This is a genomic window from Singulisphaera chitinilytica (assembly GCF_049331405.1).
GTDB lineage: Bacteria > Planctomycetota > Planctomycetia > Isosphaerales > Isosphaeraceae > PoT.
This window is the reverse complement of record NZ_CP186274.1, coordinates 2,115,968-2,132,493: the sequence shown is the minus strand read 5'-3', so window position 1 is coordinate 2,132,493 and position 16,526 is coordinate 2,115,968. Positions and strand designations below refer to the sequence as shown.

The window sequence follows — 16,526 nt, the reverse complement described above, 5'->3', positions numbered from 1 at the left end:
CGAATCCGAACGGGTTGTGTTTGCACTTTTCGAGGTCAAGGACGGGCCACTTCTACCGGATTCTACCGGAGTGACGATTGGGGTCGCGGCTAGTGAATTCGATCGAACTCGTGAGGAGGCTGGGGCGGCGAAATCGGTGATGTAGCTGGAATCCAGGAGGATCGACTGCACCCATCGAGGCATCTCGGACCGGCATGCGCCTCGAGAGAGTTGTCGCGAGATGCCTTTGCCGAAACAACTCGACTTTCGAGATTGGCCGTGTCGGGGCCGAAAAGGGTACAGGAAGAGTTTAACGCCTGGCAACCGCTACGATCCAGTAGGCGTCTGCGACAAGTTTCAAAGACCTATCCGAGCCGCCCCGGGACGATTCTTCGATTTCGCACGAATGAACTAGCCATAACAGGCGTGATGATCGTCGAAATAACGAATCTCATCCTATTGGGACGGTCCGTTGGGACGGTCCGGCGAGTCTGATCGATAATTCAGGACCTCGCGCGAAACCTACAACTTCATACCCATACAAGCACACAATGGCGAATCGTTGCAACCAGAAAATCCCCATCGATCGATGGAATCGAGCAATTGAATGCGAATGGGCCGCCATCCTCATCCGGAGGTCGCGGCCTCGTGATGTGGGTAGTTCTCCAGCGAGTTCTTAGAACAAGAATAGCCCCCAGTCAAAGTGAAATCCCCGGCCGGCTTCGCCGGCAAGCGAGAGTCACGCCGGAGAGCATGCCTGTGCCCGGAGGACCGGCCCGACAGGGTCGATGGGGAGGGCCTGCCGATTAGCGGACATCGGGTCCTGCGTCGATCTCGACGCGAGGCATCCACGAGTCATATGCTGAAATTGTGAACCCTAAATCATTAGAAGATCGATCCCCGATTCTAATACCTTCGTCCGGGGATCTCTCGTCACCGATGGATGTTGCACTCGAATTCAATCCCCCTTACTTCATGATGGGATGACGAAATTTCGAGAAGGCGCCCGCCTGCTCTCTTGACATTGGATATAATCCCTCGGATAAACAAAGCCGACGGGGGTGAGTCGCGGCTGGCCACATTCGCGACCCATCCACGCCGACCTTGGGCCGGGCCCCTCCTCGGGCTTGGCGGCCCTGGAATTGGATGATTTCTTCCACCCATCGGTTACTCTCCCCGCCCATCTTGGGCGTACCTCACCGGGAGATCCGATCACGATCGCGTTTTCGCAGTCGCATCCAAGACGAGTTCATTCGTGAGTCTGAATTGCTCCACGCCCCGAGGTCGCTGACCTTGTCGTTGGAGGTTCGCACGCACGTTCATGCCTGCCGGGTACGTCGGCCGACGGATCCGGACGATCGATTTCGAATGCGAGCGGCCCGGGCGGAGCCCCGGCCCGGTTGCCATATCGAGGGATGGTCACGGCCCCATTGCAGAAAGCAAGGTTCCATGGCAGACCTCGTCGCCACACCACCTCTCCCCCTCCCCGCGTCGTCCCCCCGGGACGGCCAAATCGCCCTTCTCCGATTGGAGCGTTGTATCATCATGCGAGCAAGATTCCGGCCGAAAGGGTTCACGCTCATCGAGCTCCTCGTCGTGATCGCGATCATCGCGGTCCTGATCGCGCTGCTGCTCCCCGCCGTGCAGTCGGCGCGCGAAGCGGCCAGGCGCACCCAGTGCGTCAACAACCTCAAGCAGATCGGGCTGGCCACGCACAATTATATGGACACGTGGAACGTGATCCCGCCGGGCGAGAACTCGGGCGCCCTCAACCCGAATACGGCGATCCTGCCCTTCATGGAGCAGAACCCGATCTACAACGCGATCAACTTCAACAACCCCAATCGCTGGATCTGGACCGACTCGTCGACCCTGACGGCGGGCCGCACCCGCGTGGGCCCCTACGTCTGCCCGTCCGAGATCTACACCGAGAACAACAACGACGGCTACAACTTCTGGGGCGCGAGCTACGCATGGAATGCCGGCTCGTGGTGGCCCCGGTTCGCGTCGTGGGACGGCGTGGTCGGTCGTACCTATGATGATGACTCGACCGTCTCCCCCTTCCGCGCCACGACCATCTCGATGGCGGCGATCACCGACGGATCCAGCAACACCCTGCTGAACGCCGAGGTCGCGCTCGGGCCGATGGGCAACACCGGCGCGCAGAGGACCCGCGTGTCCGACTGCTACACGATAAGCGGCATCACCCCCGGGCCTTCGGGCGCGACGGCCGACCAGATGAACCAGGTCATCCAGCAGTGCAACGCGATCAGCTGGACGACCGGCCCGATCCCCTGGGACGGCGGCTGGCGCTACAAGGGCTACCCCTGGATGGAAGGCAGCATGTGGCGGAACTGGTTCAATACCATCCGGACCCCGAACAAGACCTGCTGCACGATGGACGGCATCAGCTGGTGGTACATCATGAAGCCGGCGTCGAGCTACCACCCCGGCGGCGCCAACGCCGTGCTCTGCGACGGCAGCGTCAAGTTCTTCAAGGAGTCGGTCAACCAGACGGTCTGGCTCGCCCTCGGCACCAGGGCCGGAGGCGAGGTCATTTCCGCCGACTCGTACTGAGGTCCTCCTGAAAAGCCCGGTCCGGCCGCAATGGGCGAGCCGTCGCCCCGGCCGGTCGGGCCCTTGCGCCCGTCTGCCAGGCCATGACTCGTCTGTCCCGGAAGGATATCGGCATGAGACTGATTCGCCCACGCCTCTCCCAAGCCTCCGCCTACCTCTCGGCGCCTTCGCTCATCGCGGCCTCCCTGATCGCGATCACGAGCCAGGGCTGCGGCGAGTCGGCTCCTCCCCAGTTGAATCAGGAAGAATTCAAGGCCGTGAAGGGGGAACGCGAGAAAATCATCATGAGAGAATACGGGGCCAAGTCGTTCGAGAAGGGGAACGCTCCCAAGAAGAAGGGCAAGAAGTAATCACCGGGTCGGGTCCACGCGGAGCCTTTGGCATGACACGCTCCGAGCGCCACGAAGGCCAGGCGAGGCCGCTCCCTGGGCTCGACCATCCCGCCGCACTGGCCTGGCTGGGCGTGGTGATGCTGGGCCTTTGCGGCTTGGGTTGCGGCTCGGGTCAGGCCGACGCCGTGGGGACCAAACCGGCCTCGAGCCGCCCCAAGCCGGCGAGCGGCCCCTGGTTCGTCGACCGGGCCCGCGACTACGGGCTCGACATCGTGACCCCTTGCGGGAGCCCCGGGAAGGAGTCGATCCACGACTCGCTCGGCTCAGGGGTCGCCCTGTTCGACTTCGACAACGACGACGACCTCGACATCTTCGTCACCGCTTGCAGCAAGGTCGTCGATGGTGTTGTGCGGCAGGCCGCGGGCCCCTGGCTCTTTCGCAATGAAGGGCCCGGGCGCTGGGTGGATAAGACCCGAGACGCGGGCCTGACGTACACCGGCTGGTCGCAGGCGGTGGCCGTGGCCGATTACGACGCCGACGGCGACCTCGACGTCTTCGTCGCCCAGCAAGGCCCCGACGTCCTCTGGCAGAACCAGGGGGACGGCCGATTCATCGACGTCTCCAAACATGCAGGGATCTGCGACGCATACTGGGGTGTCGGAACCACCTGGGGCGATGCCGACGGCGATGGCTGGCCCGACCTCTACGTCACGAATTACCTGCAAGCCGACCCGCTCCACCCTGCCCCGCCCCTCGAGTACCTCCCCGGCGTCCACGTCTTCCGAGGCCCCACAGCCCTGCCCGGCCAGCCCGATATCCTCTGGCGCAACAAGGGGGACGGCACCTTCGAGGATGGCACCAGTTCCGCCGGCCTCGATAAGCCCGACGGCAAGGGGATGGCCGCGCTCTTCGCCGACTTCGACAATGACGGAAACGCCGATCTTTATGTGACCAACGACACCCAGCCGAACCACTTCTTCCGGGGCCTCGGCGGTGGCAAATTCCGCGAGGAAGGGCTCGAGGCGGGGGTCGCGGTCAACGGCATGGGAGTCGCCGAGGGGAGCATGGGCATCGACGCGGCCGACTTCGACGGCGATGGCCGGCTCGACCTCCTCCACGCCAACTTCCGCCACGAAGGGTCGCGGCTCCATCAAAACCTGGGCAATGGCTCGTTCAAGGATGTCTCGTCCGGGTCATACGTGAATGTCAACACGCTCAGGTTCGTCGGCTGGTCGGTGATCCTCGCCGACTTCGACGACGACGGCCATCCTGACATCTTCCAGGCCAACGGCCACGTCTATCCCAAGGTCCCCGACTCCGACTATGCCCAGCCCCCCGTCTTCCTCAGGAACAAGGGGGGCGGCCGTTTCGAACCCGCCACGAGTGCCTGGGGCCCGCAACTGGCGTCGGCCTGCGGAGGCCGATCGGCCGCGGCCGGCGACCTCGACGGCGACGGCGACCTCGACCTCGTCGTGACCACGATGGACGGGCCGCTCCGCGTTCTCATCAACGAGGGGAATCGCACCCGACACTCGGCCGAGATCCGCCTCGTCGGCCCAAGGCCTAACGTCGAGGCTCTCGGGGCCCGCGTCGAACTCCAGGCGGGGGGGCGGACTCTGCACGCCCAGGTCAAACGCGGAGGGAACTTCCTCGCCGCGCCCGATGCGGCCCTGCACTTCGGTTTGAAGGACGCCACGCACATCGACAAGGTGATCGTCCACTGGCCCGGCGGGAAGACGAGCAGCTTCGAAGGCCTCCCGGCCGACTCGCGCATCACGCTCCGACAAGACGACGGCGGCGCCTCCGTCATCCCCTTTCGTCCGGCGCCTACAAGCCTCCTGACCAATCTGGATCGCAAGCCATGACCGAACCCACTCCGTCCACAGCCCCTGCGCCCCCGGCTCGCCGGTCGCCCGTACGCTTCGCCGTTTATGGGATCGTGATCGTCGGCGCGGGCGCCGCACTCTGGTTCGCGGTCGGCAAGAATTTGCTGACCGAGTACCAGAAGCTCCAATCCGAGTCGATCGCGTCGGAAGACTCCGTGCCGGTCGGCTACGTGGGGCTGAACTATCGCCGGAGCTACAACGACCGGCCCCTCCACTTCCACGACGTCGTGGACGGCCGCAAGACGCTCTTCGCCGCCAAGGGGGAGGACGGGAAGGTCGACACTTATGACGTCACCGACGCGGCCTTCGATACCCAGTGCCTCCAGGGAGGCTTCGGCCGCGACTCGATCCCTGGCATCGACTACCCGATCATCGACACCCCAGAGTCCTCGAAGGGGCGGACGCTCCGGGGTCGTCAGGCGGTGATCGGATTCTCCCTCAAGGACGGGCCGAGGGCCTATCCCGAAGACCTGCTCACCAAGATCGAACTGGTCAATGATGTGGATGGCTCGATGCCGATCCTCGTCGTTTACGACCGCAAGACCCAGTCGGCCATCGCGTTCGACCGCACCATCGATCACTCGGCGATCACCTTCGGGACCACGGGGTATTCCTGCGAAAATCGCCCCCTGCTCTATGACCGGAAGACCAAGAGCCTCTGGCTTCTCGGCGACGATGGCCTCAAGTGCGTGAATGGGCCCCTCAAGGGGCAGCAGGCCGCTCCCTACCTGAAGGCCAAGCCGTTGCCCTGGAGCGACTGGAAGGCGAAGGAGCCCAAGACGACGATCGTCATGGGCAACGATCGCAAGAAGCCCATCCCCACTGAGTGACGGGCTTTGATCGATCACTCCGGAACCTTCGAATGAGGCATCTTCATTCGATAAATCGAATCCACATGAACTGAATTGGATGGAACGATCGCGAGCGAAGCTGGCTTCAGCGGAACCGCGTGGCCGGCGGCGATCCATCCTTCCAGCTATGGGAATGCCTTGATGGGTGCCCTCGTCGCCGCGGAGGTGCGGAAGGTCACCGGCAAGGACTGATCATTTGCCAAGGTCATCAATCCAGCGCCGGATTCCCTTGCTGACTCGAACTGCCGGGGAGGGCCCAGCGGCCATCGATGTAGGAGCGGGTGAGGCGGAAGGGGGAGCCTCCGTTCGGGTCGTGCTTGAAGACCACGAGATTCGCCATCGCGCCGTTGACGAGGGTCGGTTCGGTCCGGCCGAGCAAACGGGCGGGGTTCTCGGTGACGGTGGCGATGGCCTCGGCCAGGCTGAAATCGGTGGACTTCAACAGCATCTCGAGGCCCGCCTCGAGCCCCGGATATGCGCCGGCGAGATAGGGGGTGCCCGAGACGACGACCTTGCCCGAGTCATCCACGGCCCACTCGCCGTAGAGTCCCGGCGGCAAGCCGGCCAGGGGGCTGGCGTCGCTGACGAGGATCGTGCGACCGGGGGTCTTGGCCCGGGTCAGGATGCGGAGCGTCGAAGGGTCGAGGTGATGACCATCGGCGATGAACGAGGCGGAGAGTCCGTCGATCGCGGCCTGTTCCCAGATCGGGTTCGGGTGGCGGGGCAACTGCGCCACGATGCCATTGCCGAGGTGGGTGCTTAGCCGGGCCCCGGCGTCGACGGCCGCGCGCAGGGTCGGGCCGTCGGCCGCGGTGTGGCCCAGCGCGACGACGATCCCCTCGGAGACCGCACGCTCGATGAACTCGATCGATCCGGGACGTTCGGGGGCGATGGTCGTCAGGACGATCCGGCCGTCGGCGGCGTCCTGGAACTCGCGGAAGAGGTCCCAGTCCGGGTCGAGGATCGCGTCCCGGGGATGGGCCCCGCGATAGCCGTCCAACTCGGAGAGGAAGGGGCCTTCGAGGTGGATGCCCACCACCTTGGCGGCGACGTCGGGGGCCGAGGCGCACGCGACGGCGATCGTCTCCAGAGCCTGCTTGGTGGCGTCGACCGGCGCGGTGATGAGGGTCGGGCAGAGCCGGGCGGTCCCGAGTTCGGCCTGGGCCCGGACGATCTTGACCACCTGGTCCCTGGTGAGTTCCGGCGACGAGAACGAGATGCCCCAGCGGCCGTTCGTCTGGATGTCCCAGAAGGCGGGGGCCACCCAATCGTCGTCCGGTCCGAAATCCTCGGCGCCTTCGAGTTCCTCGACGGCCGCGATCCACTCGTCATCGAGTTCGAACCGCGTCCAGCGCCCTGTTGCAAAATGACGTGCGACCAAGTCCATCAACGTTCTCTCCGGCCCAACGGGGGCGTCGACGACGCCGCCCGGTGGGCCCGATCATTTCCAATCAGATGCCGCGGGGATGAAGACGAGGAACTCGGATCAGCGGGAATCGGCTTCGGCGCGGTTCCCCTCGCGACGCTCGAGCGCGGCGGCGATGAAGTCGCGGAACAAAGGGTGCGACTTCGTGGGCTTCGACTTGAACTCGGGGTGGAACTGGACGGCGAGGAACCAGGGGTGGTTGGGCCACTCGATGATCTCGACGAGCGAACCATCGGGGCTCATGCCGGTCAGGCGGAAGCCGTTCTCCTCGAAGGCCTTCCGATAGGAGTTGTTGAACTCGTAGCGGTGGCGATGCCTCTCGTGGATGAGGTCGGCGCCGTAGGCCTTGTGCGCGAGGCTGCCGGGGGTCAGGTTGCAGGGCCACGAGCCCAGCCGCATCGTGCCGCCGCGCTGGTTGACGTAAGCCTGATCCTCCATCAAGGAGATGACCGGGCTCTGGGTCGACTTGTCGAACTCGGTACTGTTCGCGTCGTCGAGGTTGAGCATGCTGCGGGCGAATTCGACCGTCGCGCACTGCATCCCGAGGCAGATCCCGAAGAACGGGATGTTCTTCTTCCTGGCGTAGCGGATGGCCTCGATCTTCCCCTCGACGCCTCGCATGCCGAAGCCGCCCGGCACGAGGATGCCGTCGACCCCGCCGAGGATCGCGTCGGCACCGCCGCCGGTGACCTCCTCGGCCTCGATCCGACGCACGACCACGCGGGACTTGTTGGCGATCCCGGCGTGGTCGAGCGACTCGTACACCGACTTGTACGCGTCGCGGTGCTTCATGTACTTGCCGACGACGGCGATGGTCACCTCGTGGTCCGGGTGGCGGACGCGGTCGACGAGGTCACGCCAGTCGGTGATGTCGAGCGCCGCGCTCTTGAGGCCGAGACGCTTGACGAGGATCTCGTCGAGCCCGTTGCTGACGAGGCTCAGCGGGACTTCATAAATGCTGTATTCCTTGTCGCGCTCCTCGATGACCGCCTTGCGGTCGACGTTGCAGAAGAGCGCCATCTTGTCCTTGTCTTCGCTGCTGATCGGGTGCTCGGTCCGGCAGATGAGGATGTCGGGCTGGATGCCGATCTGCCGGAGGGCGCCGACGGAGTGCTGGGTCGGCTTCGTCTTGAGCTCGGCGGCCGCCTTGAGGTAAGGGACGAGCGTCAGGTGGATGTAGAGGCAGTTCTCGCGGCCGACCTCGAGGGCGAACTGGCGGATGGCTTCGAGGAACGGGAGGCTCTCGATGTCGCCGACGGTCCCGCCGATCTCGGTGATGACCACGTCGACGTCGTCGTCGGCCAGGCGGAGCACGGCCGCCTTGATCTCATCGGTGACGTGCGGGATGACCTGGACGGTCCGGCCTTCGTAGTATTTCCCCTCGCGTTCCTTCTGGATGACGGAGAGGTAGATCTTGCCGGTCGTGTAGTTGCATTCGCGGGTCAGGGGAGCATTCGTGAACCGCTCGTAGTGCCCGAGGTCGAGGTCGGTCTCGGAACCGTCATCCAAAACGTAGACTTCGCCATGCTGGTAGGGGCTCATCGTCCCCGGGTCGACGTTGATGTAGGGGTCGAACTTCTGGAGCCGAACCCGCAAATTGCGATGTTCCAACAACATGCCAATCGAGGCGCAAGTGAGTCCTTTGCCCAGGGAGCTGACCACACCGCCCGTCACGAAAATATGCTTCGCCATCGTGTTTCCTGCCCACTCTCTCTGTCATCGCGACGCAGCGATCGACGCCCGCCCCAGTATAGCATGGTCGCTTGTCGAAAATCCCCGAACCTGTCTACAATACTGAGGGGTTCGACCCGATCCGTTCTCCGGAAACGTGGACCGAGGAAGCCAAGGCCGCAATGCCGCCCATTACCTTGAACCGCCGTCGATTTCTCGGATGTTCGGCCGCGGCAGGTCTGGCCCTGACCCAGGGGATGGCGGGGGAAGCCCTCGCCGACTCGTCCCCGATCCGCCTCGGCGTCATCGGCCTCGGGACGAGGGGGACGAGCCTCCTCCGCACCGCGCTCGAACTCCCCAACACCCAGATCTTTGCGATCTGCGACGCCGAATCCAGGCATCGCCATCGCGGCCAGGGAATCGTTGAGAAGGCCAAGGGGCAGCGTCCCGAGGCGTTCGAGAGGCCGTCGCAGGTCCTCGAACGACCCGACGTCGACGCCGTCCTCGCCGCCCTACCCTGCGATCTCCACACCGAGGTCTATGGCGAGACGATTCGCGCGGGCAAGCACCTGTACGCCGAGAAGCCGCTCGCCCTCACGGCCGAATGCTGCGACCAGTTGATCGCCGCTTCGGAGAGCTTCCCCGAGGTCCTCGTCCAGGTCGGGTTCCAGCGGCGGTCGAACCCGAGATTCCGCGCGGGTGTCGACCTGATCCGTCGCGGCGACCTCGGACCGCTCGTCGAGGGGCGTGCGGCCTGGGTCAGCAGCAACGGGCCGATGAACGGGCACGACGACTGGCTCGCCCGCCGCGACCGCTCGGGCGACTGGATGGTCGAGCAGGCCGTCCACGTCTGGGACGTCTTCAACTGGATCGCCGGCGGCCTGCCGCTCAAGGCGTATGGCCAGGGGCGCCGGGATCTCTTCGCCGGCCAGCAGCCGGGCCGCGACGTGACCGACCACTACAGCGTCCAGCTCGAGTGGCCCGAGGGGTTCCAGGTCTCGTTCCTGCATAGCTGGGTCGCCCCGGCCGACGACCACTTCACCGGCGTCTCGCTCCAGGTGATGGGGACGGCCGGAGGCTTCGACTTCGGCAGCGGGGCCCTCACCTTCCGCGACAAGGCCCGCCCCCGGCAGTCCCTCTTCCCCGGCAATCAGTCCGATACGAGGCTCGCCCTCACCGACTTCTTTCAGGGTATCCGGACCAAGGGCGTGACCTCCGGGCCGATTTCCCTCAAGGAGGCCCGCGACGCCACCCTGACCGCCCTCCTCGTGCGGAAGGCCGTCGACGAGCGTCGGGTCGTCACCATGGACGAGATCCTCGCCGAGGCGAAGTGAGTCTAAACCTGGATTTACCAGGGAGTTCGGGCTTCGTTCCAGGTCAACGGACGCCCGTTTGGGCGTCGGCCTCTTCGCGTCCCGGCGTATCGGAAATCGCAAACCCGGCGGCCGGATTCGACGAGTTTTTTCGTTGCGGATCGATACGTGTGGCGGGGCTAAAAATCATCAGATGCACAAGTGGCCCTTTCGTAACAAGATACGATAGGGGCGAGTGTGCGTTGGCCCAATCCGGCTTGACCCATCGGCACGGGCGGGCCATGATCGGGCTTGTCGCATGCGACCCCTCGCTCGACGGGGTCGCCTGGGTCAACCCGCGATGAACAGGGAAGGCCACGCCGGCCTTCGCCCGCGGTCTCAATCTTCGGTTTTCAGGAGGAATACCGATGACGTTCGAAGAGTGCCACGCAACCCTGACTGCCATCCGCAAAGAGCAAGGCACCCCCCGCCCCCTCGTCCGTGTCGACTACGGCGGCACGACCTTCCGAGGTCGACTGACGCGGTCCGACAGCGACGTGCAGAACCGTCGAGACGGCGGCTCCCCTTACGGGGTCCTCGTCCTGACCGGCATGGGGCTGACCACCGCGCCCGAGACGATCCTCCAGATCGCCAACATCCCCCCGGACGGCCTCCGTCCGCTCGAATAATCCCGGACCGAGGCGAAAGCCAAGGACTGGGATCAGGCGTTTTCCGCCAGCTGCATCGGTAGGTCGAGGACGACCGCCGCGACATTCCCCGAAGGGCTCACCACGTTGACCTCGGTCCCCTCCAGGGCGTGGGTCGCCCTGACATAGCCCAGAGCGATGGGCCAACCCGTCGACGGCGAGACGGTCGACGACGTGATCGTGCCGACCTTCTTGCCGTCGATCTGGATTTCCGAACCCGCGGGCGCCGGCTCCTGGGTATCGACGAACCTCAAGCCCTTCAGGTTCTTGTTGACGTGCCCGAGGGCGTCGATGCGCGCCACGGTCTCCTGCCCCAGGTAGCACCCCTTCACGAAGCTGATCGCGCGACTGTCGCGGCCGAGCTCCTGCGGCAGGTTGTCGGCCGTCAGGTCCTTGCCGAAGAGGGGCGTCCCCGCCTCGATGCGTAGTCCCTCGAAGACGTCGTCGAAGACCTCCACCAGCCCTTCCCCCGCATCGCGGAGCTTCGATATCAAAGCCGACGCCTCGGCGGCGGGCCCGATCAGCGTGAAGCCGGGCAGGCGCGTGGGCGACTCTCGGACCACCAGAATCCTGGCGTCGCCGATCGTCGCGGCGACGTGCGAACCTTCGCCCGCCGGGGGAACCTCGATGCCCGCATGGATCAACGCGGACTCGGCTCCCGAACCCAAAACGTGGAGTTCGTAGGTTTCTCCCGAGATGTCGTCGATCTCGACCTCGTCGAAGACGCCATACTTGCGGAGGTGGGGCAAGAACGCGGCGAGGGCGTTCGGGTCGGTGCGGAGGAGGATTCGCGACTCCTCGGCCAGCAGGGTCACGAAGCCGAGGGTCTTGCCTTGTAGGCTGGTGACGAAGGCCTCGTGACCCTGGCCGACGGCGAGTTTCTTCACGTCGTTGGTGGTGACGTTGTGGAGGTACTTCGCGCGGTCGGGGCCTGAGACGGCGAGCCGTCCCCGGTCGGAGCGATCGACGATGCCATAGCCGTTCAGGAGCGCCTGATACGTCGCGGTCGCGGTCATATTCGGAGCCTTGCGTTTCAGTGCGTGGGCGGAGTCGGGCTCAAGTTCAAGCTCAAGCGTTTTCGTCGTCGACGGAGGCCTCGACCTGGTCGGCCTGGCTCACGAAGAGGCACGAGGCGCTCGTGGCCACGAGGCGCTTGACCTCTTCGGGGCGGTCGATCGGGATCATGGACAGGTCCTCGGCGACGTCACGGTCGAGGCCGCTGTGGAGGAAGACGTCGGCCCAGGCGAGGGCCTTGGCCAGGCGGACGGCCGCCGGATAGTCGGGATCCGCCTCGCGGCCCCGGAGTGCCGAGATGCCGACCCTGGGGTCGTCGGCGTCGATCAGGCGTTTCAGGGCGGGGCCGATGTCGCCACGGGCCTTCGAGAGTACCGCGATCTTGCCGCCGCGCTGGACGAGGCGGGCGGCGGTGGCGAGCCCATCCGCGAGTTGATCGAGGTCGGCCGCCTGGCCGGGGGCTCCGATCCCGACGACGACGAGGTCCGCCTGCTCGGGGACCTCCAATCGCCAGGCTGAATCCACGGCGCGGGAGCCCTGCTCCCTGACCGCCGACTCGAGGCCGGCGACGACGTCGAGCGCCCCGGTGGCCGCCGGGACGATCCCGACGTGGAACTGGCTGCCGAGGAGCCAGCTAACCTCGGCCGCCTCGGCGAGTTGCGGCCTGGGCTTTTCCGGGGTTGACGGCTCGTCGTGGACGATCGCGCGGTAACGCTTGATGGCGTCGGTGTCGCTCAGGCCCGGCGAGAGCGCGCTCCAGGGGCCCCGGTATCCGAAGACTCGGTCATAACCCAGGCGTCCGATCGGGAGCACAAAATCGGCGTCCGTCACGATCCTATTCAGGTACACGCGTCGCTCATTCGACGTGGCCGAGAGGTAGGCGAGCCCTTCGCGGTCGTCGGGGTCGTGCGGGGTCAAGACGACTCCCTCGGGGACCAGCGGGGCGATTCTGCCTTTGGCATCCTGGGGGACGACGACGTTGATGTCGCCGGTCTCGACCCCGGCCTCGCGCAGGATCCGGGTGACGACTTCGAGCGTGGCCTCGACCTCGGGGATCTCCGGGTCGAGGGCGATCGCGACGCGGTCGCCGGGGACCACGGCCAGCCGGAGCGCGGGGTAGTCGCGAGGCGATTCGAGGGCCTCGAGCAACTTGCGCCGGTATTCGGACGTCTCGACCCCGCCGGGGCCCTTCCAGTCCGTCACGAGCTTGTCTTCGGGAACGTCCAGGTCCAGTCGCTCATCCTGGAAATAGACTGAGACCTGCTGCATGGCGATGATCGCTGCCTTCCGCTGCCTGGTTGGATTCGATCCGGTTCCACGGGAAGAATTTCCGCTGCGGTCATGATAGGGCGAGGTTCCGGCGCGGGTCAAGTTGCGCTGCGAGCCGCGCCGGTTGACCATCTCGGGCGATTGCCCCATAATTCATGACAGTTGTCATCTCGTCGGAACGCGATGGCCGCAAGTCGCTCGGGAACGGCCACTGGCGTAGCAAAACCCAGGTTTTGGGAAGGGCAAGGCTTGGCTAACCTCCTCGAACGCACGCGGCGTCTGTTGCAAGGGTTTGCGCCGGCACCGGTCGCGAAGGTCCAGTATTACAACGTCGCCTGCCCCGAGGGTCATCGCCTGCGCGGGGAGCGGACGGAAGGCTATCAGGCCCTGCGGTGCCCGACTTGCGGCTCCGGGATCTTCGTCCTGCCTCGGAGCCCCCTGCCCGCCCCGGTCCTGGCCGCCGGCGACCAGCGCATGCCGAAGGCCGCGACCGTCATCAGGCCGAGCGTGGACGAGGGCCCGATCACCCTCAATGACCCGCCGCCGGCCTCGAGCCGCGTGGACGTCGAGGACATCGGCGAGATCGAATGGCTCGACGAGCCGGGAACCTCGAGCGGCGGCCAGCCCAGCCAGACCGCCGACGTCCTGCCGGTTCCCTTCGAGCCCGAGTTCGACGACGCCCTGGCCCCCGAGACGGCCGATCCCCGACCCAAGCCTGCTGCGAAGGCCCCGAAACCCGCCGCTCCCCAGCCGGTCGAGAAGCCCAGGGCCCCCGCGCAGCGTCCCGCGGCTGCCGCCGCCGCTCCGGCCAAGGCCCGGCCGAGTCGACCAAGACAACCGGAGCCCGAGGAACTGGTCGAGGTCGTGGAACCGGCCTCGGTCCGCCTGAAGGCCTGGGCGTTCCGCAACCGACTGCCGCTGCTCGTGGTCTCGGTCTGTCTCATCGTCATGAGCACCGTCGCCTATCGGATGGGGCGTTCGCGGTTCCAGGAATTGCCCCGGATTGCCGAGGAAGGGCGGCTGCAAGGCCTCCCCGCTCTCGACGCCGGTCAGTTCGACTCGGCCCAGCAATACCTCTCGGAAGCGAGCCGGGCCGTCGATTCCCTGGGAGGCCAGGTCGAGGGTGCGGATGACATCCGCCAGGGCGCTCGCGAGGCCGCTATATACACGAACCTCGTCCCCGACTCGCTCGAATCAATCCTCGCCGACGCCTCGGCCGACCCGAAGGATCGCGACTCCAAGTTCGGCACGCTCTATCAGGGGCGGTCGATCATCATCGACGCCGTGATCGTCGCCACCCCAGAAGACAAGGAGGGGCGCTACGAGGTCGATTACCGGATCATCCCCACATCGGAAGGGTCGAAGCGAGTGGGTCGTCTCGATCTCTCGCACTTCCACCTGTTCGAGGATTCGAAACGCAAGGTGGGAGATCACGTCATCTTCGGGGCTCGTCTCAGCTCGTTGAGCCTGGACAGCGTCGGGAACGACTGGCTGTTCGGCGTCGACCCCGACAGCGGCGTCTACATGACCCATTCCAAGGCGCTCGAGTCGTTCGGCTGGCCGGGCGAGACGCAGGTCGACGTCGAGGAGGATGCGCGATGACCCGGAAGCTCGCCTCCACCGCCCTCATCGTGCTTGGATTGGTCGCCTCGTCCCGGGTCCAGGCTGCGGCTCCCGTCGTCGTCGAGCCTGGCGAGCTCACCCAGCGCCCGGAGCTCATCGGCCGCGAGGTCATCGTCGACGACCGCGTCGCGCGGTTCCAGATCCATCCCGGCAAGGGATTCGACGAGATCTGGCTGAAGCGCGCGGCGATGCCCTTCCGCCTGCCTCCCAAGCTTCGCTTCCAGCAATCGCCCGGCGCGCCGGCGGTCAAGCTCCAGGGGGTCCTCAAAAAAGAAGGGGACCTCTGGGCCTGCGACGTGACCAACGTCGAGCTGATGCCCAAGGACATCGACCGCCTGAACCAGGGGGTGGCCGTCCTCTCCCCCGGCGACTTCGAAAGGCGCAACTCCTGGGCCAACTGGGCGGAGAAGCGTGGGCACGACTTCCAGGACAAGGAACTGCTGACCCGAGGCCGCGCCCTGCTCCAGGACGCAATCCGGATCGAGGCCGATCGACCCCTGGCCGATCCCGCGAAGCAGTGGCTCGAACTGGCCCGACGCGCCCGGAGCCGGGAAATTCCCGAGCCCGAGCCATCCGCCCTCGCCCACAGGGCTTTCCGCCGCCGCCTGCGCGACGCCAAGTCGGTGGACGACCTCAGGTCGCTTCGCACCGACGTCGAGGAAATGCTGCCCAAGGCTTCGCTGCCGAACTCCGGCCATAACGTCGACGTGAGCCGCTGGGAGGCCACGTACGGCACGAACCCCGCCGAAGGCTATCGCACCGCCCCCTCCGCCGCTCGCGGCGTGTTCGACCACCGTCTCTGGGCGGATACCATGCAGGAGCTGCTTGTCCGCCAGGCTGCGGCCGACCCCAAGGAGGCCATTACGCTCGCCGAGGAAGCGGCCAAGCAACTCCCCGACCGCCCGGCCATCGCCGAGCAACTGCTCGAGGTCGGCATCAAGGAGGCCTCCACCGGGCTCGGCACGCTCCGGCTCGGCGAGGTCGAGACTCTGGCCAAGCTCTACAGTGATCGGCTCCGCCAACCCGAGCGTGGCAAGGCCCTCCTGCGCGACTGGCTCGACGACCAGCGCAACCACAAGCTGAGCCCTACCGATGCCGAAGGGAGGGTCGGGCTGGCGAGCCAGTACGAGAGCCTCGTCGGAGACCGGGCAACCGCGATCGAACTGCTCCAGGCCGCCTGGAAGATCGACCCGCAATCGAGCGAGACTGCCGACGCCTTCCGCCGTCGCGGCTTCCGCAAGGTCAACGACGAGTGGGTCGCGAACCCCAAGGACGCGACGGCCTCGAAGTCCGCCGCGACGACCGAGGAGGCCCCCGCCGTCGTCGCCTCCCCCAGGCGTCAGCCCCTCAAGGGGAAGACCGCCCAGGAGGTCCGCTCGTTGCTCGGCAAGCCGAACAGGATCATCTTCTCCGCCTCGCAGGGACAGCTCATCGAGCAGTGGGTGTATGCCTCCGGCAATCTGAGCCAGTACGTCAACTTCGTACGCTCGGGCTCGGACACCCTCCCCACCGTGATCAGCCACACCTCGCTGGCCAAGTCGAGTACGAGCATCCGCCCCTGAGGCTTCGGCGTGTCTTGTGTGCGAACGAGCGTCCTTTACCAGAGCGTGACGCAGCGTCACGCCTCGTGGTGTAGAGTCGTGGCATTACCACCCATACCGCGAGGTTGGGGGTCACCGAGAATTGCGGATAAGGTGACCGCTCAGAATGGTCGGTTCATAGCCAAGGGCCCTGGCTGCCACGTCGAGCCGATGGCAGGCGACGATACGATTTGAGAAACCTGAGAAATGAAAGTGCAACTGATGAGAATTAAGGAAGACTAGGTGGCCTGGATAAACTTGTTGAAGTCCATGAAGCATGTCCAAGTGGTGGTATCGCGATCGGAGTGAAGGGCGGACG

At 65.6% G+C, this 16,526-nt stretch carries 13 protein-coding genes; 9 read left to right on the top strand and 4 right to left on the bottom strand.

The features are described 5' to 3' along the window. The first annotated feature begins 1,524 nt into the window (after window positions 1–1,524). The 5 genes from ACOYYX_RS08675 to ACOYYX_RS08655 all read left to right on the top strand — a co-directional run bounded on the left by ACOYYX_RS08675 (window position 1,525) and on the right by ACOYYX_RS08655 (window position 5,817). A complete protein-coding gene (locus ACOYYX_RS08675) occupies window positions 1,525–2,556 on the top strand; it encodes a DUF1559 domain-containing protein (RefSeq protein WP_422929535.1) in 1,032 nt (343 codons plus the stop codon). Between the two features lie 113 nt (window positions 2,557–2,669). Further along, entirely contained in the window at window positions 2,670–2,906 is a 237-nt protein-coding gene (locus ACOYYX_RS08670; RefSeq protein ID WP_422929534.1) for a hypothetical protein, read from the top strand. Between the two features lie 32 nt (window positions 2,907–2,938). Further along, window positions 2,939–4,753 (top strand): CRTAC1 family protein, encoded by a 1,815-nt coding sequence (locus ACOYYX_RS08665; protein ID WP_422929533.1) that lies wholly within the window; start codon window positions 2,939–2,941, stop codon window positions 4,751–4,753. After that, the gene (locus ACOYYX_RS08660; protein WP_422929532.1) at window positions 4,750–5,604 is read left to right on the top strand and encodes a DUF3179 domain-containing (seleno)protein; all 855 of its coding nucleotides are present in this window, start codon (window positions 4,750–4,752) and stop codon (window positions 5,602–5,604) included. The genes ACOYYX_RS08665 and ACOYYX_RS08660 overlap by 4 nt, the downstream gene beginning before the upstream one ends. Window positions 5,605–5,679: 75 nt before the next feature. Next, window positions 5,680–5,817: a hypothetical protein gene (locus ACOYYX_RS08655; protein ID WP_422929531.1), complete on the top strand. Its 138-nt coding sequence runs from the start codon at window positions 5,680–5,682 to the stop codon at window positions 5,815–5,817. A gap of 16 nt (window positions 5,818–5,833) precedes the next feature. On the opposite strand, the gene ACOYYX_RS08650 is transcribed toward ACOYYX_RS08655, so the two are convergent. Next, window positions 5,834–7,012 (bottom strand): N-acetylglucosamine-6-phosphate deacetylase, encoded by a 1,179-nt coding sequence (locus tag ACOYYX_RS08650; protein WP_422929530.1) that lies wholly within the window; start codon window positions 7,010–7,012, stop codon window positions 5,834–5,836. Between the two features lie 99 nt (window positions 7,013–7,111). After that, complete coding sequence (locus tag ACOYYX_RS08645; protein WP_422929529.1) at window positions 7,112–8,743, bottom strand: CTP synthase; 1,632 nt, start codon at window positions 8,741–8,743, stop codon at window positions 7,112–7,114. Window positions 8,744–8,904: 161 nt separating this feature from the next. On the opposite strand from ACOYYX_RS08645, the gene ACOYYX_RS08640 reads away from it, so the two are divergent. Further along, a complete protein-coding gene (locus ACOYYX_RS08640; RefSeq protein WP_422929528.1) occupies window positions 8,905–10,056 on the top strand; it encodes a Gfo/Idh/MocA family protein in 1,152 nt (383 codons plus the stop codon). A 386-nt stretch (window positions 10,057–10,442) separates the two neighbouring features. Continuing rightward, complete coding sequence (locus ACOYYX_RS08635; RefSeq protein WP_422929527.1) at window positions 10,443–10,703, top strand: hypothetical protein; 261 nt, start codon at window positions 10,443–10,445, stop codon at window positions 10,701–10,703. A gap of 32 nt (window positions 10,704–10,735) precedes the next feature. Here the strand turns inward: ACOYYX_RS08635 and ACOYYX_RS08630 are convergent, their stop codons facing one another. Together ACOYYX_RS08630 and ACOYYX_RS08625 are read right to left on the bottom strand one after the other, a co-directional pair. Further along, window positions 10,736–11,737, bottom strand: coding sequence for a YgfZ/GcvT domain-containing protein (locus ACOYYX_RS08630; RefSeq protein WP_422929526.1), 1,002 nt, complete (start codon window positions 11,735–11,737; stop codon window positions 10,736–10,738). A 52-nt stretch (window positions 11,738–11,789) separates the two neighbouring features. Then, window positions 11,790–13,004: a lactate racemase domain-containing protein gene (locus ACOYYX_RS08625; protein WP_422929525.1), complete on the bottom strand. Its 1,215-nt coding sequence runs from the start codon at window positions 13,002–13,004 to the stop codon at window positions 11,790–11,792. Between the two features lie 249 nt (window positions 13,005–13,253). Here ACOYYX_RS08625 and ACOYYX_RS08620 point away from each other — a divergent pair, with 249 nt between their 5' ends. Continuing rightward, complete coding sequence (locus ACOYYX_RS08620) at window positions 13,254–14,606, top strand: hypothetical protein (protein WP_422929524.1); 1,353 nt, start codon at window positions 13,254–13,256, stop codon at window positions 14,604–14,606. Beyond that, window positions 14,603–16,189: a hypothetical protein gene (locus ACOYYX_RS08615; protein WP_422929523.1), complete on the top strand. Its 1,587-nt coding sequence runs from the start codon at window positions 14,603–14,605 to the stop codon at window positions 16,187–16,189. The genes ACOYYX_RS08620 and ACOYYX_RS08615 overlap by 4 nt, the downstream gene beginning before the upstream one ends. Window positions 16,190–16,526: the final 337 nt, after the last annotated feature.

What these genes read in the sequence shown, in the direction of transcription:
- ACOYYX_RS08675 (WP_422929535.1), top strand. Translation starts at nt 1,525, where the DNA reads ATGCGAGCAAGATTCCGGCCGAAAGGGTTCACGCTCATCGAGCTCCTC.
- ACOYYX_RS08670 (WP_422929534.1), top strand. Translation starts at nt 2,670, where the DNA reads ATGAGACTGATTCGCCCACGCCTCTCCCAAGCCTCCGCCTACCTCTCG.
- ACOYYX_RS08665 (WP_422929533.1), top strand. Translation starts at nt 2,939, where the DNA reads ATGACACGCTCCGAGCGCCACGAAGGCCAGGCGAGGCCGCTCCCTGGG.
- ACOYYX_RS08660 (WP_422929532.1), top strand. Translation starts at nt 4,750, where the DNA reads ATGACCGAACCCACTCCGTCCACAGCCCCTGCGCCCCCGGCTCGCCGG.
- ACOYYX_RS08650 (WP_422929530.1), bottom strand. Translation starts at nt 7,012, where the DNA reads ATGGACTTGGTCGCACGTCATTTTGCAACAGGGCGCTGGACGCGGTTC.
- ACOYYX_RS08645 (WP_422929529.1), bottom strand. Translation starts at nt 8,743, where the DNA reads ATGGCGAAGCATATTTTCGTGACGGGCGGTGTGGTCAGCTCCCTGGGC.
- ACOYYX_RS08640 (WP_422929528.1), top strand. Translation starts at nt 8,905, where the DNA reads ATGCCGCCCATTACCTTGAACCGCCGTCGATTTCTCGGATGTTCGGCC.
- ACOYYX_RS08635 (WP_422929527.1), top strand. Translation starts at nt 10,443, where the DNA reads ATGACGTTCGAAGAGTGCCACGCAACCCTGACTGCCATCCGCAAAGAG.
- ACOYYX_RS08630 (WP_422929526.1), bottom strand. Translation starts at nt 11,737, where the DNA reads ATGACCGCGACCGCGACGTATCAGGCGCTCCTGAACGGCTATGGCATC.
- ACOYYX_RS08625 (WP_422929525.1), bottom strand. Translation starts at nt 13,004, where the DNA reads ATGCAGCAGGTCTCAGTCTATTTCCAGGATGAGCGACTGGACCTGGAC.
- ACOYYX_RS08615 (WP_422929523.1), top strand. Translation starts at nt 14,603, where the DNA reads ATGACCCGGAAGCTCGCCTCCACCGCCCTCATCGTGCTTGGATTGGTC.